This is a genomic window from Streptomyces sp. NPDC014894, from assembly GCF_043080985.1.
Lineage (GTDB): Bacteria > Actinomycetota > Actinomycetes > Streptomycetales > Streptomycetaceae > Streptomyces.
Map to the genome: position 1 here is coordinate 1 of NZ_JBIBWD010000012.1, position 16,821 is coordinate 16,821.

The 16,821-nt window shown below is 71.4% G+C and carries 18 protein-coding genes; 7 read left to right on the top strand and 11 right to left on the bottom strand.

Annotated features, from left to right (window positions below; all coding sequences use genetic code 11):
• Nucleotides 1–187: 187 nt before the first annotated feature.
• The 8 genes from ACF089_RS26455 to ACF089_RS26490 all read right to left on the bottom strand — a co-directional run bounded on the left by ACF089_RS26455 (nucleotide 188) and on the right by ACF089_RS26490 (nucleotide 8,433).
• Nucleotides 188–400: a hypothetical protein gene (locus ACF089_RS26455; RefSeq protein ID WP_392031317.1), complete on the bottom strand. Its 213-nt coding sequence runs from the start codon at nucleotides 398–400 to the stop codon at nucleotides 188–190.
• Entirely contained in the window at nucleotides 364–768 is a 405-nt protein-coding gene (locus ACF089_RS26460) for a hypothetical protein (RefSeq protein ID WP_392031319.1), read from the bottom strand. Before ACF089_RS26460 ends, ACF089_RS26455 begins: the two co-directional genes overlap by 37 nt.
• A gap of 282 nt (nucleotides 769–1,050) precedes the next feature.
• Complete coding sequence (locus ACF089_RS26465) at nucleotides 1,051–2,640, bottom strand: type IV secretory system conjugative DNA transfer family protein (protein ID WP_392031321.1); 1,590 nt, start codon at nucleotides 2,638–2,640, stop codon at nucleotides 1,051–1,053.
• A complete protein-coding gene (locus tag ACF089_RS26470) occupies nucleotides 2,640–4,052 on the bottom strand; it encodes an ATP-binding protein (protein ID WP_392031323.1) in 1,413 nt (470 codons plus the stop codon). The genes ACF089_RS26465 and ACF089_RS26470 overlap by 1 nt, the downstream gene beginning before the upstream one ends.
• A gap of 14 nt (nucleotides 4,053–4,066) precedes the next feature.
• The gene (locus ACF089_RS26475) at nucleotides 4,067–5,629 is read right to left on the bottom strand and encodes an SCO6880 family protein (protein WP_392031326.1); all 1,563 of its coding nucleotides are present in this window, start codon (nucleotides 5,627–5,629) and stop codon (nucleotides 4,067–4,069) included.
• On the bottom strand, nucleotides 5,626–7,050 hold the full coding sequence (locus ACF089_RS26480) for a hypothetical protein (protein WP_392031329.1): 1,425 nt from the start codon (nucleotides 7,048–7,050) through the stop codon (nucleotides 5,626–5,628). Before ACF089_RS26480 ends, ACF089_RS26475 begins: the two co-directional genes overlap by 4 nt.
• Entirely contained in the window at nucleotides 7,040–7,906 is an 867-nt protein-coding gene (locus ACF089_RS26485) for a hypothetical protein (RefSeq protein ID WP_392031331.1), read from the bottom strand. Before ACF089_RS26485 ends, ACF089_RS26480 begins: the two co-directional genes overlap by 11 nt.
• Before the next feature lie 218 nt (nucleotides 7,907–8,124).
• Nucleotides 8,125–8,433: a hypothetical protein gene (locus ACF089_RS26490; protein ID WP_392031334.1), complete on the bottom strand. Its 309-nt coding sequence runs from the start codon at nucleotides 8,431–8,433 to the stop codon at nucleotides 8,125–8,127.
• A 419-nt stretch (nucleotides 8,434–8,852) separates the two neighbouring features.
• On the opposite strand from ACF089_RS26490, the gene ACF089_RS26495 reads away from it, so the two are divergent.
• From ACF089_RS26495 to ACF089_RS26505, 3 genes are all read left to right on the top strand, one after another.
• On the top strand, nucleotides 8,853–9,728 hold the full coding sequence (locus ACF089_RS26495; protein ID WP_392031871.1) for an SAM-dependent methyltransferase: 876 nt from the start codon (nucleotides 8,853–8,855) through the stop codon (nucleotides 9,726–9,728).
• 149 nt (nucleotides 9,729–9,877) lie between these two features.
• Nucleotides 9,878–10,858: an NlpC/P60 family protein gene (locus ACF089_RS26500; protein WP_392031873.1), complete on the top strand. Its 981-nt coding sequence runs from the start codon at nucleotides 9,878–9,880 to the stop codon at nucleotides 10,856–10,858.
• A gap of 270 nt (nucleotides 10,859–11,128) precedes the next feature.
• Nucleotides 11,129–11,899 (top strand): phosphatase PAP2 family protein, encoded by a 771-nt coding sequence (locus tag ACF089_RS26505; RefSeq protein ID WP_392031337.1) that lies wholly within the window; start codon nucleotides 11,129–11,131, stop codon nucleotides 11,897–11,899.
• 192 nt (nucleotides 11,900–12,091) lie between these two features.
• On the opposite strand, the gene ACF089_RS26510 is transcribed toward ACF089_RS26505, so the two are convergent.
• Both ACF089_RS26510 and ACF089_RS26515 read right to left on the bottom strand, forming a co-directional pair.
• Nucleotides 12,092–12,355, bottom strand: coding sequence for a hypothetical protein (locus ACF089_RS26510; RefSeq protein ID WP_392031340.1), 264 nt, complete (start codon nucleotides 12,353–12,355; stop codon nucleotides 12,092–12,094).
• Between the two features lie 247 nt (nucleotides 12,356–12,602).
• A complete protein-coding gene (locus tag ACF089_RS26515) occupies nucleotides 12,603–12,788 on the bottom strand; it encodes a hypothetical protein (RefSeq protein ID WP_392031342.1) in 186 nt (61 codons plus the stop codon).
• 201 nt (nucleotides 12,789–12,989) lie between these two features.
• Here ACF089_RS26515 and ACF089_RS26520 point away from each other — a divergent pair, with 201 nt between their 5' ends.
• A complete protein-coding gene (locus tag ACF089_RS26520) occupies nucleotides 12,990–13,850 on the top strand; it encodes a hypothetical protein (RefSeq protein WP_392031345.1) in 861 nt (286 codons plus the stop codon).
• 76 nt (nucleotides 13,851–13,926) lie between these two features.
• Complete coding sequence (locus tag ACF089_RS26525) at nucleotides 13,927–14,145, top strand: hypothetical protein (protein WP_392031348.1); 219 nt, start codon at nucleotides 13,927–13,929, stop codon at nucleotides 14,143–14,145.
• A 225-nt stretch (nucleotides 14,146–14,370) separates the two neighbouring features.
• Here the strand turns inward: ACF089_RS26525 and ACF089_RS26530 are convergent, their stop codons facing one another.
• Nucleotides 14,371–14,736: a metal-sensitive transcriptional regulator gene (locus tag ACF089_RS26530; protein WP_392031351.1), complete on the bottom strand. Its 366-nt coding sequence runs from the start codon at nucleotides 14,734–14,736 to the stop codon at nucleotides 14,371–14,373.
• Between the two features lie 239 nt (nucleotides 14,737–14,975).
• Here ACF089_RS26530 and ACF089_RS26535 point away from each other — a divergent pair, with 239 nt between their 5' ends.
• Nucleotides 14,976–15,596: a DUF47 domain-containing protein gene (locus ACF089_RS26535; protein ID WP_392031353.1), complete on the top strand. Its 621-nt coding sequence runs from the start codon at nucleotides 14,976–14,978 to the stop codon at nucleotides 15,594–15,596.
• Nucleotides 15,597–15,601: 5 nt separating this feature from the next.
• Nucleotides 15,602–16,600, top strand: a complete 999-nt coding sequence (locus tag ACF089_RS26540) for an anion permease (RefSeq protein ID WP_392031356.1) — start codon at nucleotides 15,602–15,604, stop codon at nucleotides 16,598–16,600.
• The last annotated feature ends 221 nt before the right edge of the window (nucleotides 16,601–16,821 follow it).

Consider the following 16,821-nt stretch of genomic DNA (forward strand, 5'->3'; position numbering starts at 1 on the left):
CTAAGCCTTTCAGCGCCGATGGTACTGCAGGGGGGACCCTGTGGGAGAGTAGGACGCCGCCGAACAATTTTTAGCCTCAGTCTTCCCGGACCTTGTGTCCGGGGAGGCTGAGGCATTTTTGCGTTCACCACCCTTTTCCAGACCCGTGCCTATTCCATGCTCAGCCGATAGTGGATCACCGGGTGCTTCAGCAGCGGGCGTGGACCGGGACAGGGCCCGGTGGAGGCTCGCTCGCCGTGGCCGCCTTCTCGACCTCGGCCAGTAGCCGGGCGCGCTCGGCACGATCGATATGGCGGCCGGCGACGACGACCGAGTCGATACGGCGGGTATGGGAGATGTCGTCCAGCGGATTGGCGTCCAGAATCACCAGATCCGCGCGGTCGCTCTCCAGCCCCAGCACCCGGGCGGGGGCTGTCGTCGCCGAGGCCAGCACCCCGTCGGCACGGCAGCGGTGCCTCGCTCGGCCAGCCGGTCGAACAGCCGGCGGGCGCTGGCGGGGCCGTAGGTGCGGACCGCCTTGTGCTCCAGCGGGTGCACCTGGCGGAACCAGGAGCGGTAGCGCGCGAGGCTCGACGGCTCGCGCGGGTCCAGACGTACCCTCGCCAGCTCCCGGCGGATCTCCTGTCCCTTGACGAAGTCCGCGCCCTCGCGCTTGACCCGGCGTACGGCGCGGCGGGCCGAGGCCGCGTCGGGGACCTCGATCACCTCACTGCCGCTGTCCTGGGTGAAGAGGGTCGGCGGGCCGTCCAGGATCGGGCTCGCGATCACCCAGCGCGCGCCCTCGATGAGGGTGGCGCCCGTGAACGCGAGTGTGCGGTCGTGATCTCCCGAGTCGCGGGGAGCGGCGCGGGCGGTGTGAGCTGTGGGGTGAGCAGTGTGCTGCCCGCGGTGGCGGCCGTTGTGGTGAGGACGCGGCGTCGGGTCGGCATACGGAAACCCCCTGGGGCGGGCGGCCGTTGGACGGCCGCTGACACGACTCTGCCGTCCGGCGGGGGTGAAGTCAGGGGGCTCAGACCGGTGATGGGGGTGTATTCACGACCACCCGGCGGGTCAGTGACTCAGCGGTTCGGGCCAGCGGGCGCGGGCCTGTTCGGCCGAACGCAGGAGGACCAGGGTCGGCAGGCCCTGGTCCTGGCCGGTGGCCAGCAGCTCCGGGAGCCGGGGAAGGGGGGCCACCGCGGCGATGTCGTCCAGGACGAGGGCCATTGGTGGGTCGAGCCGGCCGGCGGATGACCGTGCGGCCATGCGGCGGCCGTGCTCGACCACGTCTGCTGCCAGTGCCGTGAGCAGAGGCATCGCTCCTGGGCGGGATCTGGGGTCCTCAATGGGTTCACCCACCAGATAGAGGGTTCCCCCTTCATCCGCAAATGATTCCAAGGTGAGGGAATCAGTTCGGTTCGGAGTGCATGCCTCGCGAATATGGATGGAGGAGAGTCCGGAGAGCGCGCGGGCCACCAGCTCCTGGGCGACCTCGCGTCGCTCGGGGTGGGCGATGAGCGCCGATTCCAGCAGCCCGGCGAGTCCGCCCGCGGCCTTCGGGTGCGTACGGAGGATGCGTACGGCCTCCTGGGCGCCGCCGCCCTGGGCCCAGCGGTGGACCTGTTTGACGGGGCGGCCGTCCACGGCGGCGGCATGCAGCCAGCAACGCAGCAGGGTCTCGGCGGTGTCGGCCATCGCGGCGTCGATCAGGGCGCGGGGGCGGACGGGTGCGAGGAGGGCGGTGGCGCGGGCCGCGGCGGTGTCGGCGTCCTCGCAGCGGGAGGTCGGGGACCAGTGGAGCCGGGCCGGGGTGTCGCAGAGGTGGCCCGGGTCGTAGACGAGGACCGGGCCGAGTTTGGCGCGGGCGTCCTTGGTCTCGGACCAGACGAGCGGGTCGGAGGTGACGACGACGGCCGGGCCCTCGGCGTCCAGGACGGCCTGGAGCGCCGCCGGGCGGCGGGTGGCGGGGTCGCCGTAGACGAGACGCGGTGCGCGCGGGGCGGGGACGGCGGCGGGCGGTTCGGCCGCCGCGGCGGTGGGAGCCGGTGTCGCGGCGGCCGCCGCGACGACGGGTACGGGATCGGCGGCTGTCGCGGTCGGCGCGGGATCGGCCGGGGCCGCGTGGGGTGCGGCTTCGCGGGGTGTGGCTTCCTTGGTCATGGCGACCGGGGGTGGTGCGGGCACCGGAGCGGCCGCGGGGGCTCGCTCGTATCCCCTGTCTCGTACGGCCTCCGCGTTCTGCCGGTCCTGCTCGCGGCGGACGGCGTCCTGGTGGAGCCGCTCCGCGCGGCGGGCCGCCCGGAGGGTCTTCCAGCGGGCCAGGGTGCCCAGCGCGAAGACCGTCAGGACCAGCAGCACCATCAGCTCGCCGATCGCGATGCCCCAGAACAGGCCGTACCCCGACAGCTCCGCCGCCGGGGTCCCGGGCCAGGCCGCGGGCAGGTCCTGTGGGGCGGTGACCAGGGAGCGCACCGCCTGGGGGGCGTTCTTGAAGGTGACGTGCGCCGGCCAGGAGCCATGGGCGAAGAGACCGGACAGACCGGTCGCCGTCCAGGCCAGCACCAGCGAGCTGACGCCGAGGCCGAGCAGGCCCAGCAACAGCCCGTCGGGGACGCCGCCCGCCCGCTCCCGGTCGTGGCGGAGTGGTTCGGAGCGGCGCATCACGCCACCGTCGACTCGGAGGATTCGTCCAGTTTATGACGTTCGATCAGGGCCGCGCGCTGTTCCGCCTCCCACTCCGCGGCTTCCAGATCCTCGGAGAGCACGGGGCCCGAGGACTCGGTCATGGCCCGGTCGGTGAAGACCAGGGGCCGTTCCGCCTCGGTGATCAGGTGTTTGACGACCTGCACATTGCCGTTCACGTCCCAGACGGCGATACCGGGGGTGAGGGTCGGAATGATCTCTACCGCCCAGCGGGGCAGTCCGAGGACGCGGCCGGTGGCCCGTGCCTCGTCGGCCTTCTGGGCGTAGATCGTCCGGGTGGAGGCCATCTTGAGGATCGCGGCGGCCTCCCGGGCCGCCGCGCCGTCGACGACGTCGGAGAGGTGGTGGACCACCGCCACGAAGGAGAGTCCGAGCCGGCGGCCGAACTTCAGCAGCCGCTGGAAGAGCTGGGCGACGAAGGGCGAGTTGATGATGTGCCAGGCCTCCTCGACCAGGAAGATGCGCTTCTTCCGGTCGGGGCGGATCCAGGTGTGCTCCAGCCAGACGCCGACGATCGCCATCAGGATGGGCATCGCGATCGAGTTGCGGTCGATGTGGGAGAGGTCGAAGACGATCAGCGGCGCGTCCAGGTCGATGCCCACCGTCGTCGGACCGTCGAACATGCCGCGCAGGTCGCCGTCGACCAGCCGGTCCAGCACCAGGGCGACGTCCAGGCCCCAGGCCCGTACATCGTCTATGTCGACGTTCATGGCCTCGGCGGACTCCGCCTCCGGGTGGCGCAGTTGTTCCACGATGTCGGTGAGGACCGGCTGTCGGTTGGTGATGGTCTCGTTGACGTAGGCGTGGGCGACCTTGAGGGCGAATCCGGCCCGCTCGTCCAGGCCGTGCCCCATCGCGACCTCGATGATGGTGCGGAGCAGGGCCAGCTGGCCGGTGGTGGTGATGGCGGGGTCGAGCGGGTTGAGCCGGATGCCGCCGTCGAGGGCGGTCATCGGGTCGAGCCGGATGGGGGTTATCCCCAGCTCCTGCGCGATGAGATTCCACTCGCCGACGCCGTCCTCGCCCTGGGCGTCGAGGACGACGACCTGCCGGTCCCGGAAGCGGAGCTGGCGCAGGACATAGGTCTTCTCCAGCGCCGACTTGCCGTTGCCGGACTCGCCGAGGACCAGCCAGTGCGGGGCCGGCAGCTGCTGGCCGTACAGCTGGAAGGGGTCGTAGATGTATCCCTTGCCGCTGTAGACCTCACGGCCGATGATCACGCCCGAGTCGCCGAGGCCCGGTGCCGCGGTGGGCAGATAGACGGCCTGCGCCTGCCCGGTGGAGGTGCGCACGGGAAGCCGGGTGGTCTCCACCTTCCCGAAGACGAAGGAGGTGAAGGCCTCGGTGAGGACGGACATCGGATCACGCATGAGGATCAGGGCCCCTAACGGCGGATGCCGGTCGCGAACGGCAGGGTGTTCACAAAGGCCCGGTGGTGCTCGCGGTCGCACCACTCCAGTTTCAGATACGACTTGCCCGCCGACGCCCTGATCGTCCGCTTGTCCCTGGCCAGCGCCTCGGGCGAGCGGGACGACACCGTGATGTACCCGACCAGGTTGACGCCCGCCGCACCGCTGGCGAGATCTTCACCCCGCTGGTCGAGCCGTCCGTGCGCGGCGATGTCGCGCGGGTCGACCGTACGGTTCATCTTGGCGGCGCGGCTGGCGTCGGCCTCGTCGTTGGTCTTCTCGGTGAGCATGCGCTCGATGGCGACCTCGGTGGGCTCCAGATCCATGGTGACCGCGACCGTACGGATCACATCGGGGGTGTGGACGAGGAGCGGGGCGAGGAAGTTGACGCCGACCGGGGTCATCGGCCACTCCTTCACCCAGGCGGTGGAGTGGCACCAGGGCGCGCGGGTGGAGGACTCGCGGGTCTTCGCCTGGAGATAGGTGGGCTCCACGGCGTCCAGCTCGGCCGGCCAGGCGTTCCGCTTGGTCATCGCCTGGATGTGGTCGATGGGGTGGTCGGGGTCGTACATGGAGTGCACGAGGGAGGCGAGCCGGCCCTGGCCGAGCGGCTGGCGGACCCGGATGTCGGCCTCGGCGAGCCGTGCGCAGATGTCCGTCAGCTCGCGGGCCATGACGACGGCGAGCCCGGCGTCCTTGTCGAGCTTGCGGCCCTTGTTGCCGGCGGCCGCGCGGGCGGCGCGCGCCATGGCGTTGGCCTCGGCGGCCAGCTCGCGGGTGTAGTGCATACAGGCCACGAGGTAGGCGCGGTGCTGCTCGCTGGAGGTGGAGACCATCGACTGGAGCTGGTCGTAGGACTCGCGCAGCCACGGCGGGGAGTGGGTGTCGCCGCGCTGGGTGACGTCCTTGGCGTGGGCGTCGGGGTCGGCGGGGAGGGTGCGGGCGAGGATCTGGAGGCGGGTCACGAAGCCGTCGCCGTTGGCGACGTGCTTGAGGAGGGTGCCGAAGCGGTCGACCAGGGCCTCCTGGTCCTCGCTGTCGCGCAGCCCGACGCCGGGGCCCTCGATCTCGATGGCGGCGGTGACGGTGCGGCGGTCGGCGTGCAGCAGTACGGCGATCTCGTCGGGGCCGAAGGGGGCGGCGAGCCAGTTGATCCGGCCGATGCCGGGCGGCGGGCCGACTTCGACCTCACGGCCGTCGAGGGCGGTGCCGGCCTCGACGGCGGAGGAGCGGTAGGCGGTCTTGCCGCCGCGCACACTGCGTTTGAAGCTGCGGTTGATCTCGAACCATTTGTAGAAGGTGCGGTGCTTGTACGGGACGTACACGGCGGCGAGCGCGAGCATGGGGAAGCCCATCAGCAGCACGATCCGCAGGGTGAGCACGGGGACGATCAGCCCGCTCATCATGCCGAGGAACGCGCCGGCGATGATCAGGGCGATCTCGCCCGTCTCGCGGTTCTTGCCGATGATCGCGTTCGGCCGGGCCCGGCCGATGAGATACGTCCGGCGGGGCGCGATGGGATGGGACTGGGTCGTCAACGCCCTCCACCTCCTGTGCTCTTGCGGTTGCTGTGCGGGGTGTTCGTGCTGGGGGCGCTGCTACGGGGCGGTGGCGCGGTGCTGCCGCCGCCCGCTCCGGATCCGGCCGGGGAGGCGGTGCCGGTGGGGCGGCTGCTGTGGGCGGCCATGCCGCCGCCGACCGGGTTGGCGGGGCGGGGGGCTGAGCCGCCGCCGCTGTCGCCGCCGCCGGGGTTGCCCCGGGCGCTGTGGGTCTTGATGCCCTGGGAGACGAGGGCGGCGGGGGAGCTGATGACCGCGGCGGCGCGGTTCTCGACCCCGCCCTGGACGCGGTTGTTGCGGGAGGCCACGATCTCGTCGCCGAAGCCGGGGACGAAGCGGTAGATCATCCCGGAGGCGATGATGGCGAGGATGATGATGGCGAGGCCGGAGACGATCGCGCCGATGGAGTCGGTCTTCTCGGAGTTGGTGAGGGCGCCCGCGAGGCCGAGGACGATGGCGATGATCGGTTTGACCAGAATGATCGCGATCATGATGCCGGCCCAGCGGCGGACATTGCCCCACATGTTCTTGTCGACGAGTCCGGAGTAGACGACGACGCCGAGGAGCGCGCCGACGTACAGGACGATGGCGCGGATGAACAGTTCGAGGTAGAGGACGCCGGCCGCCACGATGGTGACGAGCGAGACGACGATCTGCATGATCGGGCCGCCGCCGATGTCGTTGCCCTGTTTGAGGGCGGCGGAGAAGTTCCCGAAGAACTGGTCGGTCTGGTCGCCGGTGCCGCCGGTGATGACCTCGGTGACGCCGTCGGTCGCGGAGACCAGGGTGTAGAGGATCAGCGGGGTGAAGGCGGAGGCGAGGACGGCGAGCCAGAGGAAGCCGATGGCCTCGGTGAGGGCGGTGGTGAGGGGGACGCCGCGGATGGCTCGCTTGGCGACGGCGAGGAGCCAGAGGAGGAGGGTGAGGACGGTGGTGGCGGCGAAGACGATGGCGTACTGGGAGAGGAAGGTGGTGTTGGTGAAGTCGACGGTGGCGGTGGACTTCACCGCTTTGGAGAGGGTGTCGACGGTCCAGGAGGCGGCGTCGGTGCAGGCGCGGCCGAGGGCGCCGAGGGGGTCGGCGGCGCTGGTGGGGTCGAGGGAGTCGGCGCCGCGGGAGCCGGAGCCGCCGTTGTTCTCCTCTTCCTCGCAGTAGCGCTTGGCGTTGCCCCGGAGGTGCCGGCACTTGTCTTCCTGGCTCGGGCTGGGGCTCGGCGAGGGCGCCGGAGTGGGCGCGGCGGCGGCGCGGGACGCGAACAGCACGAGCGAGGTCTGTGCCGCCGCCAGCAGAGTGACGACGGTCGTGGTCCGTCCGCGTCGCCGGGCGCGGTCGGCGGGCTGCCGGGATGCGGCTGTCGGCCGTGCCGGGCCGGCCGTGCGAGGGCGGGGGCTACCGGGCATAAGTGAACCCTCCGAATTCCGCGACGGCCTTGCTGATCTCGTCAGAGGTGGAGGCGGGGACGTCTCCCGGCACGGGCGCGGGCCCGTCCTTGTCCGAGTCGGCCGCGATTCGCCAGTCGCCCGCCGTCCACTTCAGCTCGAAGGTCCAGGTCTTCCAGGTGGTGCGTACGGGGTCGGTGGAGCCGGGACCGGACATGCCGATCAGTCCCATGTACCAGACCGAGACCCGGGCGGTGTCCTTGTCGAAGCTCTCCGTCCTGGTGCCGACGGGGACGGTGCGGGAGACGAAGGTGCTCCCCTTGGGCGCCTGGCCGCGGGCGTCGAGCCCCATGGTGCTCAGGAAGTCCGCCGAGTAGGCCTCGTCCTGAGGCCCCTTCAGCTTGGCCGCCGCTGCGGGGGTGTAGACCGTGTCCACGATCGTGTGACGGGCCTCGGTGTTGAACATGCCGTTCGAGCCGAGGGCGATGGCGAAATTGGAGGCCGCGCTCTGCGCGCCCTGTTCGTCGTGGGCGTAGCCCGTCGGGATGCCCTGGGAGTGGCCCTTGACCGGTTTGACGCCGGTGGCGGCCGTGGGCGCGGATCCGGGGCGGGGGGTGGCGCCCGGGGCGGCGGAGTCGGTGTCGGCGCCGTCGCCGCCGCCCCGGTTGGCGAAGGCGATGGCGGCGATGAGCAGGACGACGACTCCGACGACGGTGATGACGGAGCGGGAGCCGCGGGGCTGCCTGCGCGGCTCTCCGTAGCCGTCGGTGTCGCCGGTGCCGGGCAGGCGGGTACGGGTCTGGCCCGAGCCGCCGAAGCCGTCGTCGCCGCGGCTGCCCGGATCGCTTCGGTAGCCGTGGTCGTCCCCGAGGCTCATCTCGCGTACTTCCCCTCGCTCCGCCGGGGGAGACGCCCTCCCTCAGCCAGGTGCGGACCCGTGCCGTATGACACGGAGTCATACGACGACGGTAGTCGCGCTGCTGTCCGCGCGGGCGCGGTGTGGTGACTCGACATCGGGGAGACGCAACCTCTGAGGGTGGGCCGGGCACACGGGGAGGAGGGAAGGGGGCCGGGGGAGTGGGGGCGGGAGTGGGGTCAGACGGCCATCCCGTACACGATGGTGAACACGGTGCCCAGGGAGCCGATGATGAAGACGCCGGCCAGTCCGGCGACGATCAGGCCCTTGCCCTGTTCCGCGCTGAAGGTGTCGCGCAGTGCCGTCGCGCCGATGCGCTGTTTGGCCGCGCCCCAGATCGCGATGCCGAGGCAGAGCAGGATGGCCACGGCCATCACTACCTCGATCATCACCCGGGCCTCGTTCCCCAGGCCTCCGAAAGGCCCCCAATTTGGAGCGATTCCGCCAATGATGGTGGTGATATCGCCCTTTTCGGCTGCCAGGATCATGTGTAACTCACCGCCCCTGTCGGGTTGTTCGCTGCCCGTGCCCCTCGGCATGGGCCATCGCTCTATCTTCGCTGATGAAACCGCTCTCGTATGCCGACTTGGCGGGTCTCTTTACCCGATCTCCGCACGTATGACCGATGCCACTGTCCTGACCTGCGGAGAACTGGATCAGATCGCGATGTGGAGCCCATACCGTCACTCTGTGTATCACGGAGCGTGACTCCGGGCAATGACTGTCGTTGTTCCACCTTTGGGGCGCTCCTCACGTTTCGGGCGCGCTCTGTCCTCTTTGATGACGGAGGCGTCCGTTCTGTCGGGTGGGGCGCGTGGGGCCGCGGGGGCGGTCCCGGGGGCCGGGGCGGGGGCCGGTCGGGGAGGGTTTCGGCAACCCCCTTTCCGGCGGTGCGCACTTGGGTACGGTGTCCGGGGTGACCGGACACCAGGACCTTCGCGGCCGGATCGACACCACCCGCCCGCACACCGCCCGTATCTGGAACTACTGGCTCGGCGGGAAGGACAACTACCCCGTCGACCGCGAGGCCGGCGACCGGATCCGGGCGATCCATCCCGGTATAGGGGAGTACGCCAGGGCCGACCGGCTCTTTCTGGGGCGGGCGGTGCACCATCTGGCCGCCGGGGCCGGTGTGCGGCAGTTCCTCGACATAGGCACCGGCCTGCCCAGCGCCGACAACACCCATGAGGTCGCCCAGCGGAGCGTTCCGGACGCCCGGATCGTATACGTCGACAACGACCCGCTCGTCCTGACCCACGCCCGGGCCCTGCTCACCAGCACCCCCGAGGGGCGTACGGACTATCTGGACGCGGATGTGCGCGACACGGACGCCATTCTGGAGCGGGCGGCCCGGACGCTGGACTTCTCCGAGCCCGTCGCGCTGATGCTGCTCGGCGTGGTGATCTTCATAGAGGACGACGAGACCTCGTACGAGGTGGTCCGGCGGCTGATGGCCGAGCTGCCGTCCGGCAGCCATCTGGTGCTCTCCCACACGATCGTCAGCCCCGCGATGCCGGAGGTGGACGCGGCGGTCGCCTTCTGGAACGAGCACGGCACCCCCCGGCTCACCCAGCGCACGCCCCGTCAGGTCGAGCGGTACTTCGACGGTCTGGAGCTGCTGGAGCCCGGGGTGGTCTCGTGCTCCCGCTGGCGGCCGGGGTCGGAGCCGGGGCCGGTGTCCTCGGCGGCCGGGCCCGGTGGACCGGAGGGGGCCGATGGGCCGGGCGGGTCCGGTGAGCCGGACGAGGTCGCCATGTTCGGCGGTGTGGCCGCGAAGCCCTGACGGCCCGTGGACACCCCGTTCCGTCCCCTTCGTCCACCTCCTTAATCGACTGCTCCCGACCTACACTGACGCGGGGCGACGTACTCCCCATGGGTGAAGGGCGGTTGACGGTGCGTAAGGCGTGGCTGATCGCGGGTGTGTCCGCGGGCATGGCCCTGGTGTTCGTCGCGCTGCTGGTGATCGGGACCTTCTCCGCCGCGGCCGGCCTCTTCGGCGGCGCGGTCAACGGCAAGAACGGGGCCGTCGGGCTGGCCAAGGGCGCGGTGCCCGCGCGCTATCAGCCGCTGGTGCAGAAGTGGGGCAATCTCTGCCCGGCCCTCAACCCCGCGCTGCTCGCCGCCCAGCTCTACCAGGAGAGCGGCTGGAACCCGCGCGCGCAGAGCCACGCCGCCGCGCAGGGCATCGCCCAGTTCATCCCCGGCACCTGGGCCACCCACGGCGTCGACGGGGACAACGACGGCGACCGCGACGTCTGGGACCCGGCCGACGCCATTCCGTCCGCCGCCACCTACGACTGCGCCCTGGCCGGCTATGTGAAGAAGGTCGGCGGCGACCCCACCAGCAATATGCTCGCCGCCTACAACGCGGGCCCGTACGCCGTCATCAAGTACGGCGGGGTCCCCCCGTACAAGGAGACCCAGAACTACGTCAAGATCATCCGTTCGCTGGAGAAGAGCTTCGCCCGGCCCATCGGGCGGGTCGATCCCTCGCGGCAGGCGGCCGGGGCGATCGAGTTCGCGCAGAAGCAGCTCGGCAAGCTGTATCTGTGGGGCGGGAACGGCACCCCCGAGCAGGACGGGCGCTTCGACTGCTCCGGGCTGACCCAGGCCGCGTTCCGGACGGTGGACATCGAGCTGCCCCGGGTCGCCAATGACCAGTACAACGCCGGACCGCACCCCTCGCGGGACGAGCTGCTCCCCGGCGATCTGGTCTTCTTCTCCGACGATCTGACCAATTCCCGGGCCATCCGGCACGTCGGCATCTATGTCGGCGGCGGATATATGATCAACGCTCCCCGTACCGGCGCCGTGATCCGCTTCGACAAGATCGACACTCCGGACTACTTCGGGGCCACCCGGGTGACCGAGGATGGCGCGAAATCGCTTCCCACGCACCCTCCGGCGGCCTGACAGGGGCGCGCGGCATGGCCGGAAGCATCTGGTGAGCCACGGTCCTGAGCTGCGGCGACGTATTTCTCTTCGATAACGTCATGGTGATCGTTCGGTGGAGAGCGGAACGTCGGGCGTGAGCGGGCCGTTTCCTGGACGGAACAGCCGCGCGGCGGCGATCGCGGAGCGGCGGCGGCGCGCCTCCCGCGCGCCGGGGCCGGGGCCGTGACGGGCGCCGGACGGCACACACCGAGCATTTCAGGGCGATACAAAGGCAAGGGGCCGCAGCAGATGGCTGGACTCGCATCGGGGATCCCCCTCGCGGAGCCAAGGACGGGGCTTCCCCTCGCGGAGGCGAGCAGCGGGTCGGGCGCCGATCTCAATCTGCTCTACGACATCAACGGCCTGTCCAAAGCCGCCCCGCCGTGGGTCGATCGCGTCATGGGTTTCGTCGGCGAGTACGGCATCATGCTCGGGCTCGTGGTCGTCGGCCTCTGGGCCTGGTGGAGCGTGCGCGGCCGCGGCACCGCCGAGGACTCCGTCGCCGCCGTCACCGCGCTGGTCTGGGCGCCGCTCGCGGCCGCCGCAGCGGTGGTGGTCAACATCCCCATCCGCGGCTTCGTGGAGCGGCCGAGACCGTTCGTCGACCACAAGGGTCTGGAAGTCCTGGTCTCCGGCAAGACCGACTACTCCTTCGTCAGCGACCACTCGACGATGGCCATGGCGATCGCGGTCGGCATCTTCCTCGCGCACCGCAGGCTTGGATTCGCCGCGCTCGGCCTGGCGCTCACCGAGGGCTTCCTCCGCGTCTACATGGGCGTGCACTACCCGACCGACGTCATCGGCGGCTTCGCGCTGGGCACGGCGGTGACCCTGCTGCTCGCGCCGCTCGCGATGGCGCTGCTCACCCCGGTGGTGTCGGCGATCGCCGGATCGAAGCACGGCGGGGTGCTCGTACGCTCCAAGCGGCCCCGCTCCGGCGGGGACGGCGACCGCGCCGAGCCGCTGGGCATTCCCGAGCCGAGGACCGAAGGCGGCGGCGAGAAGGATCTCGCGGCCTGAGCCGCGGCCGGCGGCGGCCCGGAGCCGCTGAGGCCGACCGGAGCGCCTGAGGCCGACCGGGAAGACCCGCTGGGCCGCCGGGAAGCCCCTACGGCGGTACTGAGAGCCCGTCCGGACCGTTCCCCCTCCCGGGGGCGGCCCGGGCGGGCTCTCGGCTTCTCTGCTTCCCCGCTTCTCGGCCTCTCGGACCTCTCAGCGCCGCCCGTTGCGGCTGCGGCGCTGGTGACGGCGGACTATCAGGACGGTGGAGGCCGCGGCGAGCGCTCCCGTGCCCGCGACGGAGAGCGAGCTTTCGACCGGGCCCTCCGGCTTGGCCGCGCTGGGCGCCGGGGCGGGGCCGTGCGGCGCGGCGGACGCCGTACTCCCGAGGGGGAGGGCGAGCACGAGGACGGCGGCGGCGGTGAGCACGGCCGCCCGGCCGCCGGGGAGCGCGGAGCGGCGGAGGGATCGCCGCACGGTTCGCGGCGGGGACGGTATGGGCCGCGGTATGGACGGCACGGGCCGGGACATGGGCGGCTGTACGGATCGCTCTGCGGATCGCTTCATGGGACGACGTCCTTGGGGCCGGCCGGCGAGCGGCCGTCGAAGGCGGGTCGGCGTTCTCGCGAACACCCTGGTGAGACAAGGGCACCGCCCCCGCGCCCCGGCGGCCATTCGGACACCCCCGTACGGGCTACCGGCCCGCCGGCCCGGCTCCCCGGCCTCAGCCCCCGGGCGGCCCCGCCGGCTCCGGCGCGTGCGCCCGGGCGTCCGCGCGGGCGCGCTCCCGGGAGCGCCGGGCCGGACCCGACCAGCCGCAGGAACAGCGGGCCACGGCGAAGGAGCCGCGCTCGGAGTCGGTGGTGCGGTGCGGCGCCGCCGCGGGCGCCGGGATCTCTGACGGAAGCACAGGACCACGGTACGGGGGCGGGCGCGCCCGGGCGTCCGCGGTACGGGTCCGGGCGCGCGCCCCGGTGTTCGCGGCGGCGTTCGCGGTACGGGGACCGGGCGGGCCGGGGGCGTCCGCGTGACGGCGGGCCCCGGTTCTCGTTAGGCGGGACGGGCGGAGGTCTCTGGAGAACAGCGGTCCGGTGTTGGGGGTTGGCAGGCGATGGTGGTGCAGCACAGGCGCACGGGCGGGGCGGTCGCGGCGGTCGCGGTACTGGGCGCGATGGCGGTCGGCGGCTGTTCGGCGGTCGGGGCCGGCCCCGCCGACGGCGGCCCGGGCCACGAGACCGTCCACGGACAGGCCGGACAGGTCGCGGACGGACGGTCCGGCGAGGTGCGTACGGCGGCGGACACGCTGATCGCGGCGGGCAGCGCCCGGACGCGCACCGAGATGGAGTCGGCGGCCGGGGGCACCCGGGTGACCATCCGGGCGGCGGGCGGCTACGACTTCACCCGGCGCGAGGGCCGGCTCACCGTGGTCCTGCCCAAGGACCCGGCCGGGACCGACGACCGCCGTCCGGTCACCGAGCTGCTCACGCCCGGGGCGCTGTACATGAAGAACCGGGGCGCCGGGGTGCCCGCCGACAAGTGGGTGCGGATCGACACGACGACCCTGGCGGACGGGAACCTGGTCACCGGGGGCGCGACCGATCCGCTGGCCGCCGCCGAGCTGCTGCGGAGCGCCCGGAACGTGGTTCTGCTGGGGGAGGAGCGGCTCGACGGCGTCACCGTCCGCCACTACCGGGGCGACGCCGACATCGCGCGCGCCGCCCTGGCCGCCCCGCCGCACGCGCGGGCCTCGCTCGCCGCGGCGGCGAAAGGGTTCGCCACGGACGCCGTCCCCTTCGACGCGTATCTCGACGAGCAGGGCCGGCTGCGCAAGGTCCGCCACCGCTTCAGCTTCGCCAACGGCCGCGGCGCGGTCGCGGTCACCTCGACCACACTGCTGTACGACTTCGGGGCCCCGGTCACCGTGCGCCTGCCCGACCGACGGGACATTTACGCCGGAAAGATCAGGGGCTAAATGGTCCGGACGTGCCATGCGCGGTCGTCTCGCCACTCCCTACGCTAGGGAGTCGGTAACGGCAGGAAGAGGTGAAATGCACGTGGCTCCGCCCAGTACGACATTGGTCCAGGACCACGTGGCCCTCGCCGAGATCGAGCTGTGCGGCGATCTGATCATCGCGGCGTCGGCCGCGGACGGGGAGCGGCTCAGCTTCGACCGTATCGACGAGGTGCTGAAGGTGGCGGCCGAGCGCTCCGCGCGGCAGGCCGGTCACGGGCAGGCGCAGCAGGTCCGGCGGCCCCGGCACGGCTGACGGGGTGGGGCCGGGGCGGCGGTGCGCCCCGGCCTCTCCGCGTACAGAGCCCCGGCCTCTCCGCGTACAGGATGCCGTTCTCCCCGCGTACGGGGCGCCGGTCTCCCCGCGGGCCCCGGTCTCTCCGCGTACCGGGCCCGGTCCCCTGCGCCGACCGGCCCCGGTCACGGGTGACGGGCCCGGGGCGTCCAGGGCCCGGGACGCCCGCATACCGCCTTTTACGTACTACGTACGCAGAAGACGGGCGATCGCCTTCGTCGCCTCCTCCACCTTGGAGTCGATCTCGTCGCCGCCCTTCACCGCCGCGTCCGCGACACAGTGCCGCAGGTGCTCCTCCAGAAGCTGGAGCGCGAAGGACTGGAGGGCCTTGGTGGACGCCGACACCTGAGTGAGTATGTCGATGCAGTAGACGTCCTCGTCGACCATCCGCTGAAGGCCCCGGATCTGGCCCTCGATCCTGCGCAGCCGCTTGAGGTGCTCGTCCTTCTGGTGGTGGTAGCCGTGGATGCCGCGGTCGTGGTCCGTGACCGGGCCGCCCGTCGCTGCGGCGGTGTCCGTGACCGGGGGGCCGGCCGCCTCGGTGGTCGTCATCGGGTCCTCCCGTAGTCCTGCGCTGCGTGTCCGAAAATGATGTGCTGAAAGTGCGGGGCCGTATACCCCTCATGGGTATATGGTACCCAACCGCCGGAGAAAGGGTCGGCCCGCGCGCCCGAGGGTCCCCCGCTCATCCGAGTCCAGGATGGGCGACACTGAGGAACACCGGTTGGCCGTGGCCGGATGAATGCGCCTAGCATCAGCCTGTCCGAACCCAGAGCACCCGAGGACCCCACGTGCGATTTCGTCTGACCCCCAGGGAGACGAGCTTCTACGACATGTTCGCCGCGTCCGCGGACAACATCGTCACGGGCTCCAAGCTCCTGATGGAACTGCTCGGGGCCGACGCACCCGGACGGGCCGAGATCGCGGAGCGGATGCGGGCCGCGGAACACGCGGGCGACGACGCCACCCATGCCATTTTCCACCAGCTGAACTCCTCGTTCATCACGCCGTTCGACCGCGAGGACATCTACCGTCTCGCCTCGTCCCTCGACGACATCATGGACTTCATGGAGGAGGCCGTCGACCTCGTCGTGCTCTACCAGGTCGAGGAGTTGCCCAAGGGAGTGGAGCAGCAGATCGAGGTGCTCGCCCGGGCGGCCGAGCTGACGGCGGAGGCCATGCCGCATCTGCGGACCATGGACCACCTCACCGAGTACTGGATCGAGGTCAACCGGCTGGAGAACCAGGCGGACCAGATCCACCGCCGGCTTCTCGCGACGCTCTTCAACGGGAAGTACGACGCGATCGAGGTGCTCAAGCTCAAGCAGATCGTGGATGTGCTGGAAGAGGCGGCCGACGCCTTCGAGCATGTGGCGAACACTGTGGAGACCATCGCGGTCAAGGAGTCCTGACACCCGTGGACACCTTCGCCCTGATCGTGACCATCGGTGTCGCGCTCGGATTCACCTACACCAACGGCTTCCACGACTCCGCGAACGCGATCGCGACCTCGGTCTCCACCCGGGCGCTGACGCCGAAGGCGGCGCTGGCGATGGCCGCGGTGATGAACCTCGTGGGCGCGTTCCTCGGACAGGGCGTGGCCAAGACGGTCAGCGAGGGCCTCATCGCCACCCCCCAGGGCAGCAAGGGGATGGGCATCCTCTTCGCCGCGCTGCTGGGCGCGATCGTCTGGAACCTGGTCACCTGGTACTTCGGTCTGCCGTCGTCCTCGTCCCACGCGCTGTTCGGCGGGATGGTCGGCGCGGCGCTGGCGGGCGGCACGGAGGTGATCTGGTCGGGCGTGCTGGAGAAGGTCGTCATCCCGATGTTCGTCTCGCCGCTGGTCGGGCTGGTCGCCGGTTATCTGGTGATGGTCGCCATCCTGTGGATGTTCCGCAAGGTCAATCCGCACAAGGCCAAGCGCGGCTTCCGGATCGCGCAGACGGTCTCGGCGGCGGCGATGGCCCTCGGCCACGGTCTCCAGGACGCGCAGAAGACGATGGGCATCGTGGTGATGGCGCTGGTCATCGCGGATGTGGAGCAGCAGGGCGACGAGATTCCGGTCTGGGTGAAGATCGCCTGTGCGGTGATGCTGTCGCTGGGGACGTACGCGGGCGGCTGGCGGATCATGCGGACCCTCGGCCGCAAGATCATCGAGCTGGATCCCCCGCAGGGGTTCGCGGCCGAGACCACGGGGGCCTCGATCATGTTCGGCTCCGCGTTCCTCTTCAACGCGCCGATCTCCACCACCCATGTGATCACCTCGGCGATCATGGGCGTGGGCGCGACGAAGCGGGTGAACGCGGTCCGCTGGGGCGTCGCGAAGAACATCGTCATGGGCTGGTTCATCACCATGCCGGCGGCCGCGGCGGTGGCCGCGATGAGCTACGGAGTGGTCTGGCTGGTCTTCGGCTGATCGGCCCGCCGCCGGGGCCGGGCGACGAACGGGCCCGGTTCCCCGGCCCGCCCCCCGCCGTTGCCGATACGGCGCGTCACGGCCCCGAGACCACCGTCCCCCGGTGGCCCGGGGCCGTTGCCGTGTCCCGCCCGCGCCCGTGCTCGCCGTTCCGCCCCTGAGCCCCCCAGCCCAGCCCCCACCCGCGCCGCGCCCGGCCGTCGTGGCGCCGTACGACCGTG

Excerpts from the sequence above, each read along its gene's own strand:
- ACF089_RS26465 (WP_392031321.1), bottom strand. The coding sequence starts at position 2,640 with ATGCGCCGCTCCGAACCACTCCGCCACGACCGGGAGCGGGCGGGCGGC.
- ACF089_RS26470 (WP_392031323.1), bottom strand. The coding sequence starts at position 4,052 with ATGCGTGATCCGATGTCCGTCCTCACCGAGGCCTTCACCTCCTTCGTC.
- ACF089_RS26480 (WP_392031329.1), bottom strand. The coding sequence starts at position 7,050 with ATGCCCGGTAGCCCCCGCCCTCGCACGGCCGGCCCGGCACGGCCGACA.
- ACF089_RS26485 (WP_392031331.1), bottom strand. The coding sequence starts at position 7,906 with ATGAGCCTCGGGGACGACCACGGCTACCGAAGCGATCCGGGCAGCCGC.
- ACF089_RS26490 (WP_392031334.1), bottom strand. The coding sequence starts at position 8,433 with ATGATCCTGGCAGCCGAAAAGGGCGATATCACCACCATCATTGGCGGA.
- ACF089_RS26500 (WP_392031873.1), top strand. The coding sequence starts at position 9,878 with ATGGCCCTGGTGTTCGTCGCGCTGCTGGTGATCGGGACCTTCTCCGCC.
- ACF089_RS26505 (WP_392031337.1), top strand. The coding sequence starts at position 11,129 with ATGGCTGGACTCGCATCGGGGATCCCCCTCGCGGAGCCAAGGACGGGG.
- ACF089_RS26520 (WP_392031345.1), top strand. The coding sequence starts at position 12,990 with ATGGTGGTGCAGCACAGGCGCACGGGCGGGGCGGTCGCGGCGGTCGCG.
- ACF089_RS26525 (WP_392031348.1), top strand. The coding sequence starts at position 13,927 with ATGCACGTGGCTCCGCCCAGTACGACATTGGTCCAGGACCACGTGGCC.
- ACF089_RS26530 (WP_392031351.1), bottom strand. The coding sequence starts at position 14,736 with ATGACGACCACCGAGGCGGCCGGCCCCCCGGTCACGGACACCGCCGCA.